This window comes from Halioxenophilus aromaticivorans (genome assembly GCF_042850945.1).
Taxonomy (GTDB): Bacteria; Pseudomonadota; Gammaproteobacteria; order Pseudomonadales; family Cellvibrionaceae; genus Halioxenophilus; species Halioxenophilus aromaticivorans.
In genome coordinates, this window is the sequence record NZ_AP031496.1 from 2,483,267 (window position 1) to 2,508,492 (window position 25,226).

The 25,226-nt window shown below is 50.3% G+C and carries 18 protein-coding genes; 11 read left to right on the forward strand and 7 right to left on the reverse strand.

Translation table 11 applies throughout. The features are described from left to right. Positions 1-119 precede the first annotated feature (119 nt). Positions 120-2,096: a transglycosylase SLT domain-containing protein gene (locus ACGHM3_RS10860; protein WP_345416583.1), complete on the reverse strand. Its 1,977-nt coding sequence runs from the start codon at positions 2,094-2,096 to the stop codon at positions 120-122. A 170-nt stretch (positions 2,097-2,266) separates the two neighbouring features. Between ACGHM3_RS10860 and abc-f the strand changes: the two genes are divergently transcribed. Further along, positions 2,267-4,171 carry a ribosomal protection-like ABC-F family protein gene (abc-f, locus tag ACGHM3_RS10865; protein WP_345416580.1) on the forward strand — a complete coding sequence of 635 codons (1,905 nt, stop codon included), beginning with the start codon at positions 2,267-2,269 and terminating at the stop codon, positions 4,169-4,171. A 367-nt stretch (positions 4,172-4,538) separates the two neighbouring features. Here the strand turns inward: abc-f and ACGHM3_RS10870 are convergent, their stop codons facing one another. After that, positions 4,539-4,973 (reverse strand): universal stress protein, encoded by a 435-nt coding sequence (locus tag ACGHM3_RS10870; protein WP_345416577.1) that lies wholly within the window; start codon positions 4,971-4,973, stop codon positions 4,539-4,541. 96 nt (positions 4,974-5,069) lie between these two features. Between ACGHM3_RS10870 and ACGHM3_RS10875 the strand changes: the two genes are divergently transcribed. Next, the gene (locus ACGHM3_RS10875) at positions 5,070-5,555 is read left to right on the forward strand and encodes a hypothetical protein (protein WP_345416575.1); all 486 of its coding nucleotides are present in this window, start codon (positions 5,070-5,072) and stop codon (positions 5,553-5,555) included. A 63-nt stretch (positions 5,556-5,618) separates the two neighbouring features. Here ACGHM3_RS10875 and ACGHM3_RS10880 read toward each other — a convergent pair whose 3' ends face one another. Then, positions 5,619-6,347: a hypothetical protein gene (locus tag ACGHM3_RS10880; protein WP_345416573.1), complete on the reverse strand. Its 729-nt coding sequence runs from the start codon at positions 6,345-6,347 to the stop codon at positions 5,619-5,621. A 393-nt stretch (positions 6,348-6,740) separates the two neighbouring features. Between ACGHM3_RS10880 and topA the strand changes: the two genes are divergently transcribed. The 3 genes from topA to ACGHM3_RS10895 all read left to right on the forward strand — a co-directional run bounded on the left by topA (position 6,741) and on the right by ACGHM3_RS10895 (position 11,001). Continuing rightward, on the forward strand, positions 6,741-9,413 hold the full coding sequence (topA, locus tag ACGHM3_RS10885; RefSeq protein ID WP_345416570.1) for a type I DNA topoisomerase: 2,673 nt from the start codon (positions 6,741-6,743) through the stop codon (positions 9,411-9,413). A gap of 96 nt (positions 9,414-9,509) precedes the next feature. Then, on the forward strand, positions 9,510-10,097 hold the full coding sequence (locus ACGHM3_RS10890; protein WP_345416567.1) for a hypothetical protein: 588 nt from the start codon (positions 9,510-9,512) through the stop codon (positions 10,095-10,097). Between the two features lie 340 nt (positions 10,098-10,437). Beyond that, positions 10,438-11,001, forward strand: coding sequence for a GNAT family N-acetyltransferase (locus ACGHM3_RS10895; protein ID WP_345416564.1), 564 nt, complete (start codon positions 10,438-10,440; stop codon positions 10,999-11,001). Positions 11,002-11,467: 466 nt separating this feature from the next. Here ACGHM3_RS10895 and ACGHM3_RS10900 read toward each other — a convergent pair whose 3' ends face one another. Together ACGHM3_RS10900 and lexA are read right to left on the reverse strand one after the other, a co-directional pair. Next, positions 11,468-11,914 (reverse strand): SulA-like leucine-rich domain-containing protein, encoded by a 447-nt coding sequence (locus ACGHM3_RS10900; RefSeq protein WP_345416561.1) that lies wholly within the window; start codon positions 11,912-11,914, stop codon positions 11,468-11,470. Positions 11,915-11,916: 2 nt separating this feature from the next. After that, complete coding sequence (gene lexA, locus ACGHM3_RS10905) at positions 11,917-12,525, reverse strand: transcriptional repressor LexA (RefSeq protein ID WP_345416558.1); 609 nt, start codon at positions 12,523-12,525, stop codon at positions 11,917-11,919. Between the two features lie 571 nt (positions 12,526-13,096). Here lexA and nagZ point away from each other — a divergent pair. From nagZ to ACGHM3_RS10925, 4 genes are all read left to right on the forward strand, one after another. Next, positions 13,097-14,164, forward strand: coding sequence for a beta-N-acetylhexosaminidase (nagZ, locus tag ACGHM3_RS10910; RefSeq protein ID WP_345416555.1), 1,068 nt, complete (start codon positions 13,097-13,099; stop codon positions 14,162-14,164). Positions 14,165-14,178: 14 nt separating this feature from the next. After that, the gene (locus ACGHM3_RS10915) at positions 14,179-15,273 is read left to right on the forward strand and encodes a mechanosensitive ion channel family protein (RefSeq protein WP_345416552.1); all 1,095 of its coding nucleotides are present in this window, start codon (positions 14,179-14,181) and stop codon (positions 15,271-15,273) included. Further along, entirely contained in the window at positions 15,266-15,829 is a 564-nt protein-coding gene (locus ACGHM3_RS10920) for a hypoxanthine-guanine phosphoribosyltransferase (protein WP_345416549.1), read from the forward strand. Before ACGHM3_RS10915 ends, ACGHM3_RS10920 begins: the two co-directional genes overlap by 8 nt. A 570-nt stretch (positions 15,830-16,399) precedes the next feature. After that, positions 16,400-16,621, forward strand: a complete 222-nt coding sequence (locus tag ACGHM3_RS10925; protein WP_345416547.1) for a cold shock domain-containing protein — start codon at positions 16,400-16,402, stop codon at positions 16,619-16,621. 576 nt (positions 16,622-17,197) lie between these two features. Here ACGHM3_RS10925 and ACGHM3_RS10930 read toward each other — a convergent pair. Both ACGHM3_RS10930 and mfd read right to left on the reverse strand, forming a co-directional pair. After that, entirely contained in the window at positions 17,198-18,232 is a 1,035-nt protein-coding gene (locus tag ACGHM3_RS10930) for a CsiV family protein (protein ID WP_345416544.1), read from the reverse strand. A gap of 1 nt (position 18,233) precedes the next feature. Then, positions 18,234-21,680: a transcription-repair coupling factor gene (mfd, locus tag ACGHM3_RS10935; protein ID WP_345416541.1), complete on the reverse strand. Its 3,447-nt coding sequence runs from the start codon at positions 21,678-21,680 to the stop codon at positions 18,234-18,236. 329 nt (positions 21,681-22,009) lie between these two features. Between mfd and ACGHM3_RS10940 the strand changes: the two genes are divergently transcribed. Together ACGHM3_RS10940 and ACGHM3_RS10945 are read left to right on the forward strand one after the other, a co-directional pair. Next, a complete protein-coding gene (locus ACGHM3_RS10940) occupies positions 22,010-23,401 on the forward strand; it encodes a glyceraldehyde-3-phosphate dehydrogenase (RefSeq protein WP_390518245.1) in 1,392 nt (463 codons plus the stop codon). 483 nt (positions 23,402-23,884) lie between these two features. Next, entirely contained in the window at positions 23,885-25,225 is a 1,341-nt protein-coding gene (locus ACGHM3_RS10945; protein WP_345416535.1) for a Na(+)-translocating NADH-quinone reductase subunit A, read from the forward strand. Position 25,226: the final 1 nt, after the last annotated feature.

The following is a 25,226-nucleotide window of genomic DNA, read 5'->3' on the forward strand; positions in this document are numbered from 1 at the left end:
CTCATTCAAAGCCCACCAATACTGTTACTATTTATAAAAACCACTTGTAAAAACCACTCATAAAACCAGTGGCGCAAAGCCAGCAGTCGACTGGCTTCACGATGGTAGTAGCGGCAATATTACAACGGTTGACTCTTTTCTTTGGCTTTTAATAACTCGGTTTTAATGCCCAGTCGGTGGCTGTAGATCACCGAGTACGCCAACACGTTTTGCACGTAGCCCCGGGTTTCTTTGTAGGGAATGGTTTCAATCCAGATATCGTAATCGACCTCTTGGCCGGCCGGATTCAGCCATTTGTCCACCCGATGCGGCCCGGCGTTATAGGCCGCCGTGGCCAGTATGCGGTTACCGTTAAATCGCTCCAACATTTGGCTTAGGTAAGTTCCACCCAGTAGCAGATTTTTCTGCGGTTTGTAGAGGTCAGATTTTCTGTATTTTAGGCCCAGGCTGCGGGCGGTTTGCGAGGCGGTGCCGGGCATAAGTTGCATCAGGCCCATGGCACCTGCCGGTGATCTGGCGTCTGGTGCAAAAGCGCTTTCCTGGCGAGCGATAGCCAGTAAATATTGCGGGGCCACACGCGATGCCTGAGCAGCGCTGGCGATTTCTTGGTCGTAAAGCAGAGGAAAGCGCAGGTTGATATCGTCCCAATATTTAGCGTGGCTGAGCGACTCAATGGATTTGCGGTGCCAGCCCCAGTCGTTGGCCAATTTGCCCGCGGCCAGCAATTGCGCTTGGTCTAGGTTGCGAATGCCGTAACGCCACTCCATGCGAGCCTGGTTTAGGTAGCCCAGTTTAAACAGCTCTCTGGAGCGTTGAATGGCCGGGATGTTTTCCACCTGTTGCATTTCTTGGTAAGTGGTAGAAACGGCTTTGTGGGCCATTGAATAGGGCTGCTTAGTGCGTTCTGCGCTGAGGAAACCATAGAAGTCTCGCTCTTTGGCCAGTTCTTGGTATCCTTGTGCGGCTTCTGCTGGGGTCATGGTGCCTAGCTCATAAAGCGTGCGAATGGACCAGTAGCGCCAGCGGGGTGAGGCTTGCTCCTGATCTGGCAACCGAGTAATCAACTGGCTAACTTGGACCCAGTTTTTCGCTTTGAGGGCGTCTCGTATCTGTCGTTGTAGTACTCGGTCACTGACTAATTTATTGCGATCCAACAGCCGGTTGGCTTGGTCTGTGTGGCCGTCCAAAATGAGTTGAAATGCCAAGTATTCAACAGTGGCGTTGCGCTGTTTGGCATCCAGCAGGCTAGCGGAGTCGTATTTTTCCCACTCGGCTAGGGCCGCCACGGAATCTTTGCGGGAATAGCGCTTAATGCCGTAATGAACAAGATCTTCAAAACCAAGTTTTGATTTGTCCATATTGTGGAAGCGGCTGATTCTTTCTGAGTTGTAGTACAGCTGCAGCAGGGAATCGGCCATGCCGTGTTGTTCTGGGCTCAGTTTTTTGCGCACGAACTTGGCCAGCGCTAACTTTCGGTTTTGCACCGCTTTGACGTAACGCGACCAAGCGATATCGGTGGAGAAATAGTCACTGTCTAGCCATTCGGCGAACAGGTCGTCACAGCGTTTTGGTTGTGATTTGCCTTGGTTCCATATCTCCGCCACCTCTGCCAGGGCGTCGGGGTCGCCATTACGTTTTTTGGCGCTGAGATATAGACATTTGAGGTCTGTACCACCTATTTCTGGGTGATAATAGCTCTGAAAATCGTGCCAATTCTGTTTCGCCGCCAAAGTCTCCAACCAGTTGGAAAGCAAGCGATTGGCTAGCCAGGTGCCTTCGTAGTCGTCTAAAAACGCCTCTACAGCTTTATAAGGCAGTTGCTTTAGGCGCGCGTTAAGGTCTTGAAATTTAAGATAAGGAATTAGAGGGTAATCGCCCAGTTCATCGTAGGGAACCTGCTGCAGTGTGATCTGTCGGGCATCAATTTGTTGGCGAACCTTTTGGTAGAGTTCGCGCTGTTCGGCTAGCTGTTTGTGGTCGCTAAGTGCTACTTGAGCACTAGCGGCGTTTAGGGCAAGCAACGTTAAACTGGTCGCGCTAAAGCACCATCTTAGGCTGCGTTTGCAAGTGTTCTTAAAAGCCGTTGAGCGGGACATTGGGGTCTCCATCGTAATAACTGCAAGCCTTGCGAGGTATTGATTCCCTGCTACGGGGGCATTTTGCTTCGCAAGCGAGCGAACTTTCCAGTATCTTTCTTGCCTTTCGAACGCACAGCGACCCAACAAGTGTAGCTGTTAATTAAAGTAATTTGTAGAAATTAAACTGTATGTTGTTGATAAAGCTAGATAATGGCAGCCTAAATTATGGTTCCACCATATTGTTGGAGAAACAGTCGTTGGAAATCACCAGCGACGACAGGGTTTGCCTTATTGGCCGCAATGGTGCCGGTAAATCCAGTTTGTTAAAAATACTGGCGGGCGACGTCGAGCTGGATGATGGCTCCGTCTGGCGTAAGCCGGGCCTCAAGATTGCTCGCCTGGAGCAAGACCTGCCTGATGCCGACGAGCTAACGGTTTACCAATCCGTCGCTTTGGGCCTAGGTACGCTGGGTGAAACCATTCAACACTATGTAACTTTAGCAAAGTCTGTGACAACCGACGCTGAAATGAACAGATTGGCGGTGTTGCAGCAGGAGATTGAAGCCCAAGACGGCTGGCTTATCGAACAGAGGATCGAGGCAATCATGGAGCGGCTAGCGTTGGATGGCGAGCGCAAAATGGGGGAGCTCTCCGGCGGTTGGCGGCGTCGCGTTGCGCTAGCCAGGGCCTTGGTTTGCGACCCGGATTTGCTGCTTTTAGATGAGCCCACTAACCATTTAGACGTGGAAACCATTCAATGGCTCGAGGAGCAGCTGTTGGATTTTCGCGGGGCAGTGTTACTGATTACCCACGATCGGACCTTTCTCAACTCGGTTGCTAACACCATTGCCGAGCTGGACCGCGGCCATATCACCAAGTTTGCCGGCAACCTAGATGGTTTCCTAGAGTTTAAAGAAGCTAAGCTGGCCGAGGAAGCCAGGCATAACGCGCTGTTTGATAAGCGCCTGGCGGAGGAGGAGGGCTGGATTCGCCAGGGAATTAAGGCACGTAGAACGCGTAACGAAGGGCGGGTGCGCGCGCTGAAGGCCATGCGGGTGCAGCGCCAGGAACGGGTAGAGCGACAGGGCAATGCCAACTTGAATATTCAAAGCGGTTCTAATTCCGGCAAATTGGTGGCCGAGCTGAGTCACATTCAACACGGCTTTGGCGATGTTCCTCTGATTCATGATTTTAGTGCCACCATCTTGCGCGGCGACCGGGTCGGTTTTATCGGCCCCAACGGTATCGGCAAAAGTACCTTGCTGAAAATTATCCTTGGCCAACTGCAACCCCAGCAGGGTGAGGTGCGCATTGGTACCAACCTGGATATCGCCTATTTCGATCAGATGCGCGGCCAGCTGAACCTTGACGAAACACCGGTAGATAACGTCGCCGAGGGACGGGAATTTATTGAGATTGATGGCCAGCAACGCCACGTAATTTCTTATTTGGGTGACTTTTTGTTCACCGGGGCCCGGGCCAGGACTCCGCTAAAGGCGCTGTCCGGTGGTGAACGCAACCGGGTGTTGCTGGCCAAACTGTTTAGCAAGCCTTGTAATCTACTGGTACTGGATGAACCCACCAATGACCTGGACGTTGAAACTCTGGAACTGCTCGAGGAAGTTTTGGCGGGCTACCAGGGTACGTTACTGTTGGTGAGCCACGATCGTCAATTTTTGGATAACGTGGTAACCAGCACCATTGCCTTTGAAGGTAATGGCCTCGTGGCGGAATATGTGGGAGGGTATCACGACTGGCTGCGCCAGCGGCCGGCGGTGCCCTCGGCAAAAGCGAAGACCGACACCCGTCAAGCAGAGACCACCACGCTGCCAAAAGCACAACCGGAGAGCGTCACCAAAAAAGCAAAAAAACTGAGCTATAAACTACAGCGTGAGTTGGAGCAGCTGCCCGGCCAAATAGAAGCCTTGGAAGCCAGCATTACTGAGCTAGAGGCCGAAATGGCTGCACCGGAGTTTTACCAAGAAGAGCACGACAAAGTAAGCGCAACCCTAGCTCAACTGAGCCAAGCGCAGCAACAGCTCGAAGAAGCCATGGAGCGCTGGATGGAGCTTGAGGCCATGGCAGAAGGTTAGGGCCGGTTAATACCAACTTGGCGCCACTGCTGGAGGCTACGCGCCCCTAGCCCCGAGCTGCGCGCCCCGAGCTACGCGCCCCGAGCTACGCGCCCCGACCAAATTCCCGTTCAACTAAGCGCTAAGAGTGAAATGTAGTGAGCCTGCATAGATTGGCATCAACGTAGAGCGGTAAACGGGCTGGGTGCGCAGCCCCAGCCCTACGGGTTGAGACAGGAGATAGCCCACTCGTTGTTGCTCGCCACTTATTTGGACCCACCAAACTTCGCGGTTCGCGCCTAGATTGGGCTAATTCCTGACTCAACAGAGGCTCCGAATCAGTGTCAGCAGGCCTCTGCGGTCCTATTTAATCCCTTTACTGGCACCGTTAGCTGGTTACGCGCACGGCCAGTACATCGCAATGGGTGCCGTGCAGCACGGAGTTGGAAGTGCTGCCCAGCAGCAGGGACAGCCCGTGCCTACCGTGGCTGCCCACCACGATTAGATCGCCATTGTGTTCTGCGGCGATGGTTTGCAGTTCATTGGCGGGTTGGCCAATGACGATGTATTGATTCTCTGGTGCCACACCGAATTCCTGGCCTATTTTGGCGAGGTCAGTCGTTGCTTGGGTTTCTATTTGCTCTTGTACGGAAGAGATATCCATGGGTATATCGCCACCATAGGTGAAAACCAGTGGCTCAATAATATGCGCGATGGATAATTTGGCGTTTGCTGCGGTTGCCAGGAAGTGCGCTTTTTCCAGTATCTGTTTTGATTCTTCGGAAAGATCTAAACCTACGATGATGTGTTGATAGGTGCTCATAATTTACCCCCTTTGTTATGGGTTCAATAGTAACCCAAAGTCTCTGCGAGTAAACTAGCGCAAATTAATAAACCGCGTTTGATTTGGTGCAAAAGTATGCAAAGTGGCTGGACTATTCTAATCATTGTGCTGGTGATCGCTATGGCTGTGGGGCCTGTGATGCTCATGCAGCCTTCGGGGAGGCAGCGCAGGCTGGCAAAACTGCGGCAGCAGGCGGCTAACCAGGGGCTTACCGTAAGCACCGGCGGTTGGCCTAGCAAGGCGGGTAAACGGCCTACAGGAGCCATGCGTTATAGCTTACCCTGGGCGGCAGATGATCGGCACCACGATAAACTATTGCTGGTAAAAAAAGACTATCAACACGAATTACACGTCGCAGGCTGTTGGCAACTGTATTCCGACCAAGATCAGGTACGCCCCTCCACCGAACAGTTTCTGCAAAGTGCTAATTTACCGGCAGGGGTGTATGCCATGGGTTTTGATGGTTTGGGTGCGTTTGTGGATTGGAGTGAGGATCGTTCAGAGGATTTAACCGCGGTGGCTGAGTTTTTACTGGCTTTACGAGCCAGCGTTTCTGGTTGATTCAAGATACTGAGGTTGGCCCGGCATTCGATTGGCCTAGTGTACGATTGGGCCGATATGCGGCTAGGGGGCTTTTTTGCTGACGCTTTCTTTCTTCTTTTTATTAGAGGCGCTTTTAGAGCTGGATTGCGTACCCTCGGTCTGGTCATCGACCGTGTTGTCTGACTCGACCAGGGGCGGAGGGTTGAAGTTGGTTTCAACCATGATTTCCTTAGATAGAGAACGTCGCTGGCGCTCAATGATCTCGGTCAGTTCGGTCACCATTTGAGCTCGGCGGGGGTCCGGGTGGTTAGAGTTGTTCACTGCTACCTTGGCCTTTTGATAAAACGCTTTTGCTGGTAAATATTCGCTGCGGCTTATGGCCTGGTGCCCCTGGGCAACGTAGGACAGCGTTGGCAGCATCAGATGGGCCCACATTAGGTGTCTTTTGTAGGTGTTGAGCTCTTCCGGGCTGATAGCGCCGGTGGAGTGCTGTTGGGTGAGCACAGTAGCGGCTTTGTCCAATTGACTTTGGGTTAACGCAATTTGTGAGTCAGATTCGCGTATGCGATAAACTCGGCCTTCTATTACTTCATTCTGCAACTCTCTTTGCAGTTCTTCAGTATTGGCAACGGCGGCGAGCACATAGCCGTCCTCCGGTGCCAGCTCTTGCATGGACTTGGCTAGGTCTAATCCAGCTTGGTTGAGGAACCTTGTGACCGCTCGAGGCTCTACGGTTTGGTCCACAGCGGCGATAACCTGTTGTAATTCTTCATATTGTGATTTGAGCACGCGCAATTGGCTTTTTATCATTCGGCGCTTTGCTTCAAGGTGATTTGCCCAGCTCACCACGCACAATGAGGCGATACAAATGGCGACAAAGAGCAGCACTGCTAACATTGAAGTCATGGTTTGGGGGGCAACCGATTAGCTGAAGGTACATTAGGTTTTCGGCCTGGAGCGCAGATTTTTTAATGTCGTCGGAAATTTTGTATGTGTGTTATTTAAGGCGCCAAATCGGTTTTAGGCGTGTCATTTGAAGGCCATTTGGAGCGAAATTTTGTCCCTATCTGAGCCTTTCTTTCATCAGGGCGTGGAACAGAATGGCTTGACCGCCGATCAATCAGGACTTATATATGCGGCCCTAACTATACAGAAAGCCGCATAGAGCAAAAATCAACCAGTGACTCAGGGCGAACCTAAAGCATGGGAAAATCGTTAGTAATTGTAGAATCACCGGCCAAGGCCAAGACCATCAACAAGTACCTAGGAAAGGACTTTGTGGTCAAATCCAGTGTCGGCCACATTCGAGATTTGCCGAGTAAAGGTGGCCAGTCCAGTGCGGTGGATCCAAAAGAACGCGCTCGCCAAGCGGCAATTACACGTAAGCTGTCAGCCGAAGAAAAGGTCATTCACAAGCAGAAAAAAGCCAAAACTGCGCTCATCAAAAAGATGGGTATTGACCCAGAACATGGCTGGAAAGCCAACTACGAGATTCTACCCGGCAAAGAAAAGGTCGTCTCTGAGCTGAAATCCTTGGCCACTGATGCCGACACCATCTACCTCGCAACGGATTTGGATAGAGAGGGGGAGGCCATTGCCTGGCACCTGCGTGAGGCGATTGGTGGCGACACCGATCGCTACAAGCGCGTGGTATTCAACGAGATCACTAAGTCCGCAATCCAAGAAGCGTTTAAATCGCCTGGCCCTGTGGACATGAACCGCGTCAACGCTCAGCAATCGCGTCGGTTTCTGGACCGAATCGTTGGCTATATGGTTTCGCCGCTGTTGTGGGAAAAGGTTGCTCGTGGCTTGTCCGCAGGGCGAGTGCAGTCCGTTGCGGTGAAGCTCATTGTAGAGCGAGAGAATGAAATTCGGGCATTCATTCCCGAGGAATACTGGACGCTGCACGCCGATCTGGTCAGCCAGGGCAAAGATCAGCTGCGTTTCGAAGTTAAAAAATACCTTGATAAATCCTATCGCCCAGAAAACCAAGAAGGCTCCGATAAGGCGGTAAATGCCCTGCAGGGTGCGGACTATGTCATAACCAACCGTGAAGACAAGCCGACTCAATCCAAGCCTTCTGCGCCTTATATCACATCTACTCTGCAGCAGGCTGCCAGTAATCGCTTAGGGTTTTCTGTAAAGAAAACAATGACCATGGCGCAGCGCTTGTACGAAGCGGGTTACATCACCTATATGCGTACCGATTCGACCAATTTAAGCCAAGAGGCCATCGCCGCCTGCCGCGACTTTATCGTTGACAAGTACGGTGATAAATACCTGCCGGAAAACCCCAATTTTTACTCTAGCAAGGAGGGAGCGCAAGAGGCGCACGAAGCGATTCGACCCTCCAATGTGAATGTTCAGCCCACACAGCTTAAGGGTATGGAGCGTGACGCCGAGCGCCTGTACGCCCTAATTTGGCAACAGTTCGTGGCCTGTCAAATGCCACCTGCTCAGTTCACCAGTACCACCGTGGTTGTTGAAACCGAGGGCTACGAGCTTCGAACCCGTGGCCGTGTGATTCGCTTTGATGGTTTTTTGAAAGTGCAGCCGCTGGTTAGTAAAAAAGAAGAAGATCAGGTTTTGCCGGAGGTAAAAGTTGGCGATAAGCTGGATCTAACTGCCCTCGACCCAGTGCAGCACTTCACCAAACCCCCTGCTCGATTCAGTGAAGCCAGTTTGGTCAAAGAGTTAGAAAAGCGGGGTATCGGCCGTCCTTCAACCTACGCGGCGATTATCTCCACCATTCAAGATCGCGGCTATGTACGCTTAGAGAATCGTCGTTTCTACGCCGAGAAGATGGGTGATATCGTCACCGAGCGTTTGCAGGAAAGCTTTAACGAGCTGATGGACTACGGCTTTACCGCCAAGATGGAACAGTCTTTGGACCAGGTGGCTGACGGCGATAAGAGTTGGTCAGCGGTGTTGGATGACTTCTACGAAGACTTTTCCAAGCGATTATCCGAAGCCCAAGATGTCGACAATGGTATGCGCGCCAATTCGCCTACGGATACTGACATTCCCTGCGAAACCTGTGGTCGTGACATGCAAATTCGCACCGCCAGTACCGGTGTATTCCTGGGGTGTTCCGGTTATGCCTTACCGCCCAAAGAGCGCTGCAAAAGTACAAAGAACCTGATACCAGGCGACGAGGCGGTGGATGTCGACAAAGACGAAGAAGCCGAGTCCAAGTTGCTTCGCGCTAAACGTCGCTGTTCTTTATGTAACACCGCCATGGACAGCTATCTGCTGGATGAAGGTCACAAAATTCACATTTGTGGGCGCAACCCAGATTGCTCTGGCTACGAGATCGAAAAAGGGCAGTTTAAGATCAAGGGTTATGATGGCCCGGTATTGGAATGTGATAAATGCGGCGCTGAGATGCAGCTTAAAACCGGCCGTTTCGGAAAATATTTCGGCTGCACCAGTGAATCTTGCTCCAATACCCGTAAGTTGCTTCGTAACGGTGAGGCCGCACCACCGAAGATGGACCCGGTACCTATGCCGGAGCTGGCTTGCCAAAAAGTGGATGATGTCTACGTATTGCGAGACGGTGCATCTGGTTTGTTCTTGGCCGCTAGCCAATTCCCCAAAAACCGGGAGACCAGGGCACCTTACATTGATGAGTTGTTACCTCACAAAAGTGAGATAGACCCCAAATACGGCTTTTTAATGTCTGCGCCGGTAACCGACGATGATGGCAACCGAACCTTGGTGCGCTACAGTCGTAAAACCAAAGAACAGTACGTGCAAACTGAAGTTGATGGTAAGGCAACTGGTTGGAAGGCATTTTATGAGGGCGGCAAGTGGAACGTTACCAAACCCGCCCCCAAAAAAGCACCGGCTAAGGCTAAAAAGAAAGCCAAAAAGTAATTTTAAGGATGGTACAGCGGCGCCGCCGCTGACCAAGGGCCAGACCATTCCGCAGGAAGGTGTTGGCCCTTTTTCACTGTGTAATTGAGGCCTGCCGTGTCTATTTCTTATACCAGTGTGGTTAACCAGCGCTTAGCGTTGGCCAAGGCGTTGTTAGATCAAGAGCCAAGCGCAAACAAAACGGCGGTGCTTGCCGGGTATTATTCCGTTGTGGAGTTGCTAGGCTGTGCGCTGAATAATTACCTACAAGAAGTTAACCAGCAGGTTGGTAGCGTCAGTGTCGGCGCAGGCGGTTCTTTACCAGCCAGCATTGCGGATTTAGAGCAATTTAGCCAAGAGGGCAGTGTAATCCCACAGCTGGTTGAGTTGGCGAGCCTAGCACGGACCCAGGGTAGCTGGTTACAGCGGCTCATAACGGCTTACGATGCTCTTAAAACACACCCGATTGCATTGCAAGCTGAAGACGCTGAAGAGGGCCAAGCTCGCTCAGCAGCCAGCCCGACGGTAAGTGAGCCTTCTGGCATGGTATTAATTGCCAAAGAATCTGGGGCGGGTGTTACCCCAGTGTCGCCAGAGCAGGTTGGCAGTGGAAAGTATTTTTTATCACAGCAGCAATGCCAACAATTTTACCAAGCTTGCTATGAAATGGTGCAACGCCACAGAGAAAACTACCACGAGTTTTAACTTTGTAACCTCTGTTTTAATCACCAGAGAGATCCGCCTAAATTAAAAGCGGTGAAAAACCGCCACCCATCTACGCAACAATACACCAAGCTAGCCTGCTCTGGGCGCCAGTACCATTACGCGATGACTAGACGCGATGGCTAGGGCCCATTTGTTTGCGCAGCCAGTTCGTTCGCTGTTATCGTATTTATCAGGAAATCAAACGGCCCAAATCTTAATAGTACAGACCCAGTCGCACAAACCCTAGTAGCATGAACCCCAATAGCACGAAACTAATCACGTAAACTCAAATAATATTAACTCAGGTAGCATAAACCTAATACTACAGGCCCTGGCAGCTATGAATCCTGCGGATATCTGCATTGAAAAAGACGATTTACGTGGGGAAGCAATTGCCAATTTTTTACAACAGCATATAGACGATATGCGGGCTGTTTCACCGCCTGAATCCAAACATGCGTTGGATATAGAAGGGCTGCGGGCTCCGGAAATCACTTTTTGGACGGCGTACTCTATAAGCGCCAAAACTGATGCTGGCAAAGGAAGTGATGGCGGCAAGAGGGATGCAGCAGGTGATAGACAGATAGTTGGCTGTATTGCATTAAAAGAACTGCCACGCTTGCATGCTGGCAAGAGTTGCCCACCCGCTTTGGAGGGCGAAATCAAATCCATGCGAGTGGCGGAATCTTTTAGAAATCGGGGCATCGCCAAAGCCTTGGTGGCGTTTGTGATTGAGCAAGCTGAAATGCGGGGTTATCAGTGTTTGAGTTTAGAAACCGGGAGTATGCCGTTCTTTAAACCGGCGCAGGCCCTTTACGGCAAAATGGGTTTTGCCGAGTGCCCACCGTTTGCAAATTACAAGCAAGACCCTAACAGTCTGTTTTTATCCAAGCGCCTTTTTTAAGGCCTGTTTTACGCTTAATGTTCGGGCTGATTTAAAGGCCGGTTTATAGAGAATAGCCTGAGGTCCTGGAGTTGAGATGCTCGGTTTACGGCCTCTTATAGCGGTGCTAGGTCTAAATACAAGGAGCCGGGTTTAACCTACTGAGCTTAAGGTGTCGTGTTTAAAGCTTCGGGTCTAAACACCTTGGCCTAAAGCACCGGATCTGGCAATTGCTTACAAAGTCGATGTAGCAATTTGCCTCTTCATACTGGCTACAAATCGCTTTTCCCGTAAAATACGTCTCGCCGGCCACACCTCGCCGGCCACACCTCGCCGGCCACACCTCGCCGGCCACACCTCGCCGGCCGCACCTCGCCGGCCACACCTCGCCGGCCACACCTCGCCGGCCACACCTCGCCGGCCGCACCTCCACAACAACCAATTCTCGCAGACAGCTCGCCATAGGGCGCGTTATCTAAGAGTGGGGTTAGTCTCGGTGCGAAACCAGAATTCCCATCGCGTTACCAAACTTGGCAGCACTGTTTAAGAGATGCATTTGTTCAGCTAAAAAGTTTTCGTTAACGGCAACAACACAGTGGCTGTTGCCAGCAACTAGGGCTTCTTCAACTAGGTCAAAGATTACGTCGGTATCCCGTGGATACACAAAGCGGACCTTTTGTGTATCAACACCGAAGCTCTCCAACAATTGTTTATCGAGCTTGGAGTTGGCAATCCAGGTTATCCAGCGTGAGCCAGCAATACGAGATTGGTGGCTTAGCATGGGCAACAACAGTTGCAGATAGTCTGGGCAGTACTTTGATACGAGCAATTCCGTGATGTGATCAGAATTACTGGCAGGAACGCCCTTGGCAACAGATGGTGTTGCTGCCAATGGTGTTGTTACTTCAAAATCTAGCGGTAATGTAGCGGCCATGATTACACTCCCAAGCGAATAACGCCCACGCTTAAACCTTCAATTGAGAAGCTCTCTTCGCGTAGATCTACGTTGATGATGTCGAACTCGTCGTTTTCGGGTAACAGCTCGATGTGATTACGATTCTTTCCACGTCTTAATCGTTTAACGGTAACTTCGTCTTCTATTCTGGCGACAATGATTTGGCCGGATCGAACTTGGGTGGTTTTGTGCACGGCCAATAAATCGCCCTCCATAATACCGACGTCTTTCATGCTCATGCCGCGCACTTTGAGCAGGTAATCTGCGTTGGGTGAGAACATGGCAGGGTCAACATCCATAAAGGTGTCGATGTTTTCCTGAGCCAGAATAGGGTGGCCGGCAGCAACCAGCCCCACAATCGGTAAACCGCTGTTTTCCGGCTCGGGAATGCGTATTCCCCGAGATGCCCCGGGGATCATTTCAATGGCGCCTTTGCGTGCCAATGCTCTTAGGTGTTCTTCAGCTGCGTTAGGCGAACGAAACCCCAAAATCTCAGCGATTTCCGCTCGAGTAGGCGGATAGCCGGTTTCCTCTAGGTGAGACTTAATCAGATTAAAGATCTGTTCTTGCCGAGCCGTTAATTTTTCCATGTGTAGGTCCACTTGGTTTGGTTCGTTGTTGTTTTACTTGCTATTTATTACTGCGTTGTCTTACAGCGAGTTGTTACTGCTATTGGTACCTTGCCAGTTGGCAGTGCCGGTTCCACCTTAGGTACCCAGGCAAAACCTCCTATAACACCACTTACAACACCACTTACAACACCACTTACAACACAACCCCTGTAAAGACCCCAATGCGCCGTTGGCTTCTTGCTCAATGCTAATAGCTGATCGCACAGCGATGCGGGGTAGGTAGCCATCTGTTGATTTATACAGTGATTTATACCCTAGTTTTACTGTATGTACAAACAGTTTTTTGCTCGTCGATAGTTTAATATGTGTTAACAATCACAAAATTGGTCCGTTTTAGGGGCCTAATAAGATCCTCGATGGAGGCAGCTTTGTGCGGAGCACTCGAGTTAAATCGGTTTGAGTCACAGGCTATATCGGTAACAGGGCGATAGGAGGAACCTGACGGATTGAGCAAGGCCGGCTTTGGGTTGACACCTATTCACTGGCATCATAGTGTTGCCGGCTTTGTAAAAGGCGTCGAGTTAGCAGCATGTCACAACAAACACCTGTCATAAGTGGGCCGGCCATCGTCGACTTTGCCGGCACAGAGCTGACCGCGGAAGACCGTCGGGTACTATTGCACCCGGCGACTGCCGGGGTGATCCTGTTTAGCCGCAATATTGTCGATGCCAATCAAGTTCGGCAGCTCTGCGCCCAGCTCAGATCGTTGCGGTCGGATCTCTTGATCTGTATGGATCAGGAAGGGGGTAGGGTTCAGCGCTTAAAACAAGGCGTCGCTCGTATTCCCCCTATGGCAAAGTTGGGGCTTTTGTATCGCTCAGATCCTGCCGTGGCAATATCAACCGTCAAAGAGGTGGCCTGGTTATTGGCAAGGCAAATTAACGCCTTGGGTGTTGATTTGAGCTTTGCTCCAGTATTGGACCTAGACTCCAGTCACTGTGCAGCCATCGGCGATCGTTCGTTTGGCAACAGCGGCTCAATGGTGGCCCAGCTTGGTGCCGCATTTTGCGACGGCTTCAAAGAGGCGGGTATGGCTGCCGTCGGTAAACACTTCCCAGGCCACGGTAAGGTTGCCGCGGACAGCCATTACGAATTACCCATAGATTCGCGTCCTTTTGATGTTATCGCTAGTGATGATCTCGTTCCCTTCACCCATCTGTGTCGCTCGCATTTGCAAGCCGTTATGCCGGCGCACATTGTTTTTCCGGAAGTCCACGACAATGCGGTTGGTTTTTCGTCGGTTTGGTTGCAGGATATTCTTCGTCAGCAGTTGGGTTTTGCCGGGCTAATTTTTAGCGACGATTTAAGTATGGCAGCGGCACAATCCGGCGGTAGCTATTATGAGCGTGCCCAGTCTGCGCTTTCCGCCGGTTGCGATCTGCTTTTGGTGTGTAATAACCGAGAGGGGGCTGTGGAGGTTTTGGATAAGCTTGCTACAACCCAAATGTCTCAGGTGGCCTATCAAGCAAAGCTGGCCATGATAAACAAATCAAGTGCTACTCTTTCAGAGCAAGAAAGTGCTCGCCTTCAATCGGCCTTGGCTCTCGTTGAACAGGTTGCGCAGATCGATGATTGTGCGCCTAAAGCGCCACAGTAAATAGGATCGTTTCGATGGAGTTTTTAAAAGCGTATTTTGATCATTGGATGATGCAGACCTTTGTCATCACGTTAATCACTTTTACCGTTGCATTTATTGTGCGGTTGATTCTTAAGCATCTTCTGAAAAAGACAAATATCACTCGGAACCTGTGGGACGATGGTTTTATCACCGCCGCCATGGCCCCTATCAACATTGCTATTTTGTTGGTGGGCTTAGCGTTTGCCACGCAACCCTATCCAGAACAGGACGCTTCCTATTTACTGGAAATCGTACCCCTGGTGCGCGAACTTGGTCTGATCCTTTTGCTGGCTTGGTTTTTGGTGCGGTTTATCAAACAGGCGGAAACTATTCTGGTAGCAGGCCAAAGCAACAAGGCTTCGGTGGATGAAACTACGGCTGCAGCAGTGAGCAAGTTACTGCGCATTTCGGTCATCGTTTCCTGTGTGTTGATCATTATGCAGTCTCTTGGCTACAGCGTATCCGGTGTGCTGGCCTTCGGTGGTATCGGTGGTATTGCGGTAGGCTTTGCAGCGAAAGACCTGTTATCCAATTTTTTTGGCGCGATCATGATTCATCTTGATCGGCCTTTTAAAGTGGGCGATTGGGTGCGCTCTCCGGATAAAGAAATAGAGGGTACCGTGGAGTCTATCGGCTGGCGTTTAACCGTGATTCGTACCTTTGATAAGCGTCCTTTATACGTACCCAACGCAATTTTCACCCAGATTTCTGTTGAAAATCCATCGCGAATGACAAATCGTCGTATTTACGAAACTATTGGTGTGCGTTATCAAGATGCGAAAAAACTGCCGCAGATCGTTGAACAAGTGAAAGCGATGTTGGCAGAGCATGAAGCAATTGACCATGACTTGGTTCAAATTGTGAACTTCAACAGTTTTGCGCCTAGCTCCCTCGACTTTTTTATTTATGTCTTGACAAAAACAACCCACTGGGTGACTTACCACCAAGTTAAGCAAGATGTGCTATTTAAAGTAATGTCGATTATTGAAAGTAATGGGGCAGAAATTGCCTTCCCAACATCCACTATACATATAAATAGCTTGCCAGAGCTGTCTAAACTGTCAAAGGAGTCTGCTCAAAGTGAATAAAAAAATAACTGCCTATGACGATGCAATGGCGATCTTTAAAAAATCTTCTGTGTTGTTATCGGAACAACAAGTCGATGCGTCCATTACAAAATTAGCTGCGCGTTTAAATGACGACTACAGCGAAAAAACACCACTTGTTCTTTGTGTAATGAACGGTGGGTTGATTGCTACGGCTAAACTCGTTAGTAAATTAACAATGCCGCTACAAATGGATTACATTCACGCGACTCGCTACGGCGACGAAGTGGTTGGACGAAAGTTAAATTGGATTGCGGAGCCTAAATCGAGCTTAAAGGGCAGGGATGTGATTTTGGTTGATGATATTTTGGATGAAGGGATAACGCTGCAATCGTTGGTTGAATTTTGCCGTGCCGAGGGCGCGGCCTCGGTAAAGGCAGCTTTGTTGGTGAAAAAAAATCACGACCGATGTGTGGCTCCGGAGTTTGGAGATTATGTAGGGCTCGAGGTGCCAGACAAGTTTATATTTGGTTGTGGCATGGACTACAAAGGCTTTTTTAGAAACCTACCGGCAATATACGCGGTGGAAGATTCTTAATAACGATTTTCTTTTGCGGCTCTTTTTGGCGGCAACCTCAGGGTTGCCGTTTCGCTTTGTGGGGTAATGACTTTACCGGTTAAGGTGGCGGTAGTTGAATTGGCAATGGGAAAGTTATTTTGTGATCAATCAGTGAAATTCGTAATAATAAATAAAAAACTACTGTTAAATTTATGATGACTTACGCGATATGCGAAAATAATTTCACCTACGATTAAAAAAGCTGGTACCTAAAACCACATTTAGGTTGTCTAAATTAGTGTAAAGCAATAATGTTTTTACTCATCAGTCAATCAATCTCTGAGGGCTCCTGCAAACGTTGTTCAGATTCAAAATAGTGGTTACTTTACAGTCCTGTTATTTCGAATGGTTTGGTGGTTTTAATACTTTAATTCGATTTCTTTTAAAATTCTCCAGTCTCGAGCAACACCCTCCGGGTTCATTTGTTTGGCTTTTGGCGTCGCAATTCCGCTTTGCGAATAACGAACTTGGTGTGACCAGGTAGGGAATGATCTGAGTATTACATTGCTTTGGTTGTTTTCTTTAATACTAATAACGGGGTGTAAAATAATGGCAACTAGAGATCGCGGGACTGTTAAGTGGTTCAACAATGCAAGAGGCTACGGCTTTATTACTTTATCTGAGGCGGGTGATGATGTGTTTGTACACTATCGCAACATCACCGGCAGCGGTTATAAATCTCTGAATGAAGGTCAACTGGTGGAGTTTGATCTTTTGAAAGGAGATAAAGGTTTGCAGGCCGACAACGTGGTGAGTGTGGCCACAAATTAAAAATGAGCACCCGCTTCTGGTGGGGCGGGTGGTATTTTTCTCGTTTGGTTCAATTAATCGCTTAGTCGCTGGCTCTTAACGAAGCGAGTGCCCTTGTAGTTACTGCGCTGGTTTTTGAAGTTTGGGTAGCGTATGCAGCGTCAGAGCGCGTGCTGGATTCCTCGTTCTAAAGGCTAACAGCTTAGCGATTGCCGATGGTGTTGCGTATTGTCCAAAGAGTCATACGGCCTCGGTTGGGGTAACGCTCGCTAAGCTCTGGTGGCCTGCACTAGGTAGGTGTACAAGTAGTTGGCATGCTGAGTCGCTTGGCATGTTGAGTATGCGTAAGAGCGGCCTTTAAGGTCATGGCTTTAGGCGGCTGAACTTAGGCTTCAAATAACTACGGCTATCAATCCCAAAAGTCTCTCAGCTCCTTTCAACTCTTTGTTTCCTCCTTTGAGTTTCCCGGACTAGCCAGTTTTGTAGTGCGAAAAGTTGATATCAACCAGATGCGTGCTGTTATTGAGTGGCCTTGGCCAACTGTCCCTATTGGTTTTCCGGTTAGTCACTGCGCTGGCCTTTGACGCTTTTGCTCGATTAATTGCCGTCGTTCAACGCTGGCCCCGGCATCTCTTCGGTGTTGCTGGCGGTAGGATCCCACTCGGTGACTTTGGCGATGATGCCCATTGCGGGGTGATCAATATAGTGCAGCTCGTCGGTTCTAAGCTTGCGGGATTGATGGTTGAAAATAATGTTATCAATGATGTACGCGGGACCTTTTATCTCGCTACTGGAGAAGTTGCTGTCCAATCCGAACTGGCTGGTGGAGGTGTTTGCGCTGGATGTGTCTGTTAGCCACCCCTCGGAAGAATATTCCAGTGCTTCTGGAGTGCCTTCAACACCAATTTCGCTCCCAGGCACGTCGGGCAAGGCTGGCCACTTGGTGTAGCCGCTTTGCTGGCCGTAGTTGGGGTAGAACTGCGTCATCCATAAATTAGTTTGTAAATGCAGGTACCTAGAAACCTTCAGCGCTACCGTACCCTCCAGCTCGTGGTGATCTTCAAATGCATCACCACCAACCATCACTACTGGTCTAGTATCCTCACTGTCATAGGCTGGTTGTCGCCAAGCAACGTGTTTTAAAACGCGATATTTGCTGTTGCGCTCCAGGGTTTCGACCAGTGTGTTTAGGCTGTGCTGATCACTGGAAAGCTCAGTAAATGGCTCGGTTGTGACAGGTTCGCTACTTGGCACGCCGCCATCAATCGATGCCTGGTCTAGCGCCTCTGGTTGCGTGCCAACGTATTCCTTTGGCTGGTTTGTTGGTGACTCAACCGGGGCTTGCGATTCAAGTTCGTCGCTGGTTTCGGCGCCTTCCTTTGGGGAGGGCTGCAGTGTGGTAGTGCCCAGTGGGTAGGCCAGTACGATGTCACTTGGCCAGCTTTCTTGGGCGTCGACCTCATTGAGCGTTTGGGAAAAAACGATCAATTCAATCTGGTACCAAGGGGTTTGCTCGCCGCTATCGGCATCGCTCTGTGCTAGGCTGGCTTGAGCCATGGATGCGATGGCCAAGCCAACCAATGATTTTACAAATCGTGCTTTTCGTACGTGGTTGTGGTGGGATCGCGTCATTTTATTTACTCTGCAAGGTTTGCATTAACTGCTCAGCCTGTTCCAATTTAGCGTGGGCATCGGACATTTCAACGCGGTATTTTAGCTTGTTGGCGCCGTCTAAAGCGTAGCGCTGGGGCTGTTTTTGCACCAGATTTACAATTTTCATTGGGTCTATGCTGGTTTCTTTCTGAAATTCAATTTTAATCTGTTCGTTGTTGGCTTCAATCTTACCGATGCCCAGTTGTTCGGCTTTTAAGCGCAGATTGGTCACTCGGATAAGGTTTTTGGTTGGCTCCGGTAGGCTGCCAAAACGGTCGATGATTTCCACCTGCAGGTCGAATATCTCCTGTTCATTGGTGGTATTGGCCAAGCGCTTGTACAGTAACAGGCGCTGATTAACATCCGGTAAATAGTCGTCTGGTATTAAGGCGGAGATACGCAGGTTAATATCGGTTTGCTCGTCGTTTTCGAGTTTGGCTTCTGCCAGCTTGCCAGATTTAATGGCTTTGACGGCTCTGTCTAGCATGTCCATGTAAAGCGAGAAGCCAACGTGCTGTATTTGTCCGCTTTGTTCTTCGCCCAGTAGCTCGCCGGCGCCACGTATTTCCAGATCGTGTGTGGCTAGAGTAAAGCCAGAGCCCAGCTCCGTGGCGACACTGATGGCTTCCAAACGTTTGCTGGCATCGGAGCTGAGTTTTTTCTCTGGCGGGGTGAGTAGATAGGCGTAGGCTTGGTGGTGGGAACGTCCCACTCGGCCGCGTAGCTGGTGCAACTGAGCCAAGCCAAACTTGTCAGCTCGCTCGATGATAATGGTGTTGGCGTTGGGTATGTCTAACCCCGTTTCGATAATGGTTGTGGCTACCAATACATTGAATCGCTTGTGATAGAAGTCGTTCATCACGCCTTCCAGTTCACGCTCACGCATTTGGCCGTGGCCAATGCCGACTCGTGCCTCGGGCACCAACACCTGTAAATCGGCCGCGGTTTTGTCGATGCTTTTGACATCATTATGCAGGTAGTACACCTGGCCGCCGCGCAAAATTTCGCGTAGCACGGCTTCTTTAACTAAGCTCGATTGCTTCTCTTGTACAAAGGTCTTTACGGCTAAGCGCTTGGCCGGCGCAGTGGCGATAATGGATAGATCGCGCACGCCCTGCATGGACATATTGAGTGTGCGCGGGATGGGTGTGGCGGTTAGTGCCAGCACATCGATTTCCGCTCGCAGCGATTTAAAGCGTTCTTTCTGGCGCACGCCAAAGCGATGCTCTTCATCGATAATGACTAGGCCTAGATCGTTGTACTTTACGTCGCCCTGGATCAGCTTATGAGTACCAATAATAATGTCTACTTTGCCGTCTTTGAGTTCGGCTAAAGTGGCGTTGATTTGGCTGGTACTTTGGAAGCGAGACAGCAAGCCTACTTTTACTGGCCACTGGGCAAAGCGGTCGGTGAAATTATCGTAATGCTGTTGGGCGAGTAGGGTGGTGGGTACCATCAAAGCAACCTGCTTGCCGGCAATGGCAGCAATAAACGCCGCTCGGATGGCAACTTCGGTTTTACCAAAACCCACATCCCCACACACCAGTCGGTCCATGGGTTGCGCTGAACCCATATCCGCAATAACGGCATCTATGGCAGATTGTTGATCTTCGGTTTCCTGGTAAGGAAAGCTCTTGGCGAATTGTTGGTACAGCTCTTTTGAGTAGTCGAAGGCCTTGCCTTTCTTGGCGGCCCGCAGGGCGTAAACATTCAACAGTTCGGCGGCCACATCGCGGACTTTCTCCGCCGCTTTTTGCTTGGCTTTGCTCCATGCATCGGTCCCCAGTTTGTGCAGCGGGGCCTGTTGCTCGTCGGCGCCACCGTAGCGGCTGATCATGTGCAGATTGGCCACTGGGACGTACAGTTTCGCTTGATCAGCGTATTCAAGGGTTAGAAATTCGTTAGCTTGGCCATCGATATCGATGATTTGTAAGCCTCGATATCGGCCAACGCCGTGCTCGAGATGCACCACCGGTGAATCCAAAGACAACTCGGTTAAATGCTTGATCACCTGTTCTGTGGCATCAATCTGCTTTTTGCGCCGCCGCAAAGGCGTTGCCCGGGTGCCGTAAAGATCGGCTTCGCCCACTAAAGCGATGGTGTGGCCATCACCGGCTGTGAGCTGAAATCCTTTTTCGATTGGGCAAACGGTGATCAGTTGTTCCCCAGGATGTTCAAAAATCGCATTGTAGTTCGCTACAGCAGCAACTTTGTTCCTTCCTTTATTCAATTGCTCTAACAGGATTTCTTGTCGGCCTTGGGTATCGGCACAAATGAGAACAGTGGCATCGGATTGGCTCAAAAAGGTGTGGAGGTTGGCCAGGGGTTTATTAGAGTGCTGATCGGCGGTGAGGTTGGGCAGTGGTTGCACCTGTGCTGCCACCCCGGAGTCGGTCTCTGGCCGCATCTTGGTATGCTCAACCTGCTTTAACAGGGCGAACACTTGATCTGAGGCGAGATAAATTTTGTTCGGTGCTAGTAGAGGCCGTTTGGGGTCGACATTAAGATTCTCAAAACGGGCGGTTATCTCGGACCAAAATGACTCTCCAGCATTGGGCAGGTCACCATAGCTATAAATCTGCGCGCCTTCGCCGATGTAATCAAACAGCGTTTCAAGTTGCTCAAAAAATAGCGGTAGGTAGTACTCGATACCCGGTGGAGAAATGCCTTCGCAAACATCTTGGTAAATAGGGCAGCTTTTGTGGTCGACATCGAATTGCGAATGCCACTGGTCGCGGAATCGTTTGATGCCTTGATCATCCAGTGGGAACTCGTGGGCCGGCAACAGCTTAATTTCGTTGATGTTGTCGATGGTGATTTGAGTGCTGGGGTTGAAAGTCCGAATGGTTTCAATTTCGTCATCGAAGAGATCAATTCGATAGGGCGTATTAGAGCCCATAGCGAAAATATCCACCAATGCACCGCGCACGGCGTATTCGCCATGCTCCATGACCGTGTCCACCCGGTGATATCCAGCGCTATCTAACCGCACGCAGACAGACTCAATGTCTAGTCGATGGTCTTTGGCCAGTATCAGACTGTGAGCGTCCACATACCCTCGGGGCGGCAAGCGCACCATTAACAGAGAAAACGGCACTACCAAAATAAAGCTGTTGGCCGCTGATAGCTTAAAAAGCGCCTCCAGTCGATCCGAGATGATGTCTGCGTGGGGTGAGAAGTGATCGTAGGGCAGCGTTTCCCAGTCTGGGAAGTGGATAATCTCGGGGCACTGGCTGTCACCCTGGGCGTAGCTGCGCAGTTCTTGCTCAAATTGAAGGGCGGAGCGGTTGTCAGTGGTGACTACCAGGTGTGCGCCTTTATTACGACGCACGGCGTGATAGAACGTCAGGGCGGCGGCGCTAGGTGACAAGTTGCCCCAAATGGACGACTGAGGGCTGTAGTGTGGCGGCTCGAGGGGTGAAAACATATCGAGTCAAAATTCTCTATGGCGCAAAAGTGCGGGCATTGTAGCGATGAATGCGCAGGAATCGAAGTGGCTATATGCCTCGTCATCACAAAATGATAGGCGGTTCCATTCTACCAATTGCTGAGTATATACGGCGGTTGCGCAGCAGCAGTGATGCCGGGATAATGGCGCCCTCGTTGCTGTGCAGCATCTGGGCGTGCGGCGGCGGCGAGACAATTCGTACCTTTATCAATCAACAAAATATATAGAAAAGGTGTATTCAAGTGAATCGACCAAAGCCGGATGATTATTTCAAGGATTGGAAGCAGCGCGAGGCACTGGCGGAGTCTATGATTCCACTGGTTGGCGCGTTGTACCGGGAAAAAAACGTGGTTATCAGCATGTACGGCAAACCGCTGATTAACCGTTCTGTTATCGACGTCATGAAAGCGCATCGCTTTGTGCGCCAGGTTGAAGGCAACGAGCTGTCTGAGTTCGAATCCCATCCTGTGCTCGAAGCGTTAGCAAAGCTGAACCTAAGTTCTTCGCGCATTGATCTCGGTAAGTTAACCGTAGCTGCTATGAATGCCGGCAGAGACATCAACATCAATGATTTCGTTGCCAGCGAACTGAAAGACCTCATCGGTGGCGAGGCCCCTTTAAGTGAGCCGCAGGATGTTGTCCTTTACGGCTTTGGCCGCATAGGCCGCTTGGTAGCGCGTCTGCTGGTAGAAAAAACCGGAAGCGGTGAAGCCCTGCGCTTGCGCGGCATTGTGGTGCGTAAAGGTAAGGCGGCCAATGACTTGGTTAAACGTGCTAGCTTGCTACGTCGGGACTCGGTTCACGGTTCTTTTAAAGGCACCATTCGCGTCGATGAAGACACCAACACTTTGGTGATCAACGGTAGTGAGGTACGCATTATCTATGCGAATGACCCATCCGAGATCGATTACACCGAATACGGCATCAATAACGCCTTAGTAGTGGATAACACGGGTGTGTGGCGTGATGAAGCCGGCCTAGGCAAGCACCTAAAAGCGAAGGGTGTGGCCAAGGTTCTACTGACCGCGCCAGGTAAAGGCGATCTTAAAAACATCGTTTACGGTATCAACCACGAAGACATCAAGCCAGAAGACCAAATCGTTTCCGCTGCTTCGTGTACCACCAACGCCATTGTGCCGGTGTTGAAAGCGGTGCTGGAAAAATATGGTATCTCTCAGGGCCACGTTGAAACGGTTCACTCCTACACCAACGATCAAAACCTGATCGATAACTACCATACCGGCGATCGTCGCGGCCGAGCGGCTTCTTTAAACATGGTCATTACCGAAACCGGCGCTGCAAAAGCGGTGGCTAAGGCATTGCCAGAGCTTAAAGGTAAGCTGACCGGTAACGCGATTAGGGTACCGACACCCAACGTTTCCATGGCGATCTTGAATCTGCAGTTAAACGCAGAGACGTCGGTTGAAGAAATGAATGAATATCTGCGCCAAGTGGCGTTGCATTCTCCATTGTCTCAGCAGATCGACTTTACCAACTCACCAGAAATGGTATCCACGGACATCGTTGGCTCTCGCCACGCCTGTGTTTTTGATTCCAAGGCGACAATCGCTGAGGGCAAAACGGCGATTTTATACCTGTGGTATGACAATGAGTTTGGCTATAGCTGCCAAGTTATGCGCTGTTTGGAGAAGATCGCTGGCGTTGACCAAAAAACCTACCCGGAAAACTACTATCGATAGTGGAAACCGAGTAGTCCTACCAAGGCCGCATTTACGCGGCCTTTTTTGTATCTGATAATCTGATCGGGCATTCTGCCCAAAGTTGCTAAATGATTGAGATTGCAGGTTTTTTTACCTATATTGAAGTAAAAAAACGGTAACTGGACTGGTATCCATTAACGTTCACACATATAATTGCGCGGATTTTTTGGTGGCAGCAGCCTTACCGCTGGCTGTCGAGTGTTCAATTAACCACACCAGCTGGTAACGCTATAACCACTTGCGGTTAGAGTTTTACTGTGAGCTGATTGCTGACTCTTGTTCTACACTAGAGTTCAGCGAATAGGCTATTGTTCAAATCTGCTGCCCGCTCGGGCAGGTAAATCAAACAGAAGTCAGACAATAGCAATCCTAAACCGCGTTTGGCGGACTAATTCAGATAGCAAATCAACGCGTTGTGTTAGTGGCCGTCAGACCAGTCCAACTAGTGATTAGGCAAGGTGTATGATAAAAATCCGTAAGGGATTGGACCTACCCATATCAGGGGCACCCCAACAAGTCATCGATGCCAAAGCCCAGGTTAAATCTGTGGCTGTAGTAGGCCCGGATTACCATGGCATGAAGCCAACTATGGCAGTCCAAGTCGGTGACAAAGTAAAACTCGGTCAAGAGTTGTTTAGCGACAAAAAAACCGAGGGGGTTGTTTTTACAGCGCCAGCTTCTGGCACTGTATCCGCGGTAAACCGCGGCGCCAAAAGGGTACTCCAATCCGTCGTAATCGACATTGAAGGCGACGACTTCATTGAATTTGACAGCTACTCATCCGCAGAGCTGGCGTCAATTAGCCGCGATAAAGTCCAAGCTAATTTAGCTAAGTCTGGCCAGTGGGCTGCTTTGCGTACTCGCCCATACAGCCGAGTACCCGCCTTAGATTCTACGCCCAACTCGATCTTTGTAAGCGCCATTGACACCAATCCCCTGGCAGCCGATCCCGCTGTAGTGATTGCAGAGCAAAAAGAAGCCTTTATTGATGGTTTGAAAGTTCTGTCTGCTTTGACTGATGGCGTGGTGTATGTGTGTCAAGCGCCAGGCGCCGATATCCCAACCGCCGGTGGTCAAGTCACCGCTAAAGAGTTTGGTGGTATTCACCCCGCTGGTAACGCTGGTACGCACATTCATTATCTCGATCCAGTATCCGCTTCCAAGACTGTGTGGACAGTGGGTTATCAGGACGTTATTGCATTCGGCAAGTTGTTTACCACGGGTAAAATCTTCACCGATCGCGTAGTCGCCCTAGGTGGTCCACAGGTAGAGCGTCCACGCTTAATCAAAACCCGCATGGGTGCCTGCCTGGAAGAACTCACCGCAGGTGAGCTGAAAGCTGGTGACAACCGTATCGTTTCAGGTTCTGTGTTCGGTGGCAGGACCGCCAAGGGGCCATTTGCTTTTCTTGGTCGCTACCACAATCAAATCAGCGTATTGGAAGAGGGCAGAGATCGTCCTATGGTGCACTACTTGCGCCCGGGCTTTAACTACTTTTCTACCATGGGCATCTACGTGTCTAAGTTGTTCGGTGGTAAAAAATTCGATTTCAGCACCACTACCATGGGTAGTGAGCGCGCCATGGTGCCGGTAGGCAACTATGAGCGTGTTATGCCTTTCGATATTTTACCCACACAATTGCTTCGCGCTCTGATCGTCGGTGATACTGACACCGCTCAAAAATTGGGCTGTCTAGAGTTGGATGAGGAAGATCTTTCACTGTGTACCTTTGTGTGCCCGGGTAAGTACGAATACGGCCCCATCTTGCGTGACAACCTAACTCGCATTGAGAAGGAGGGCTAAT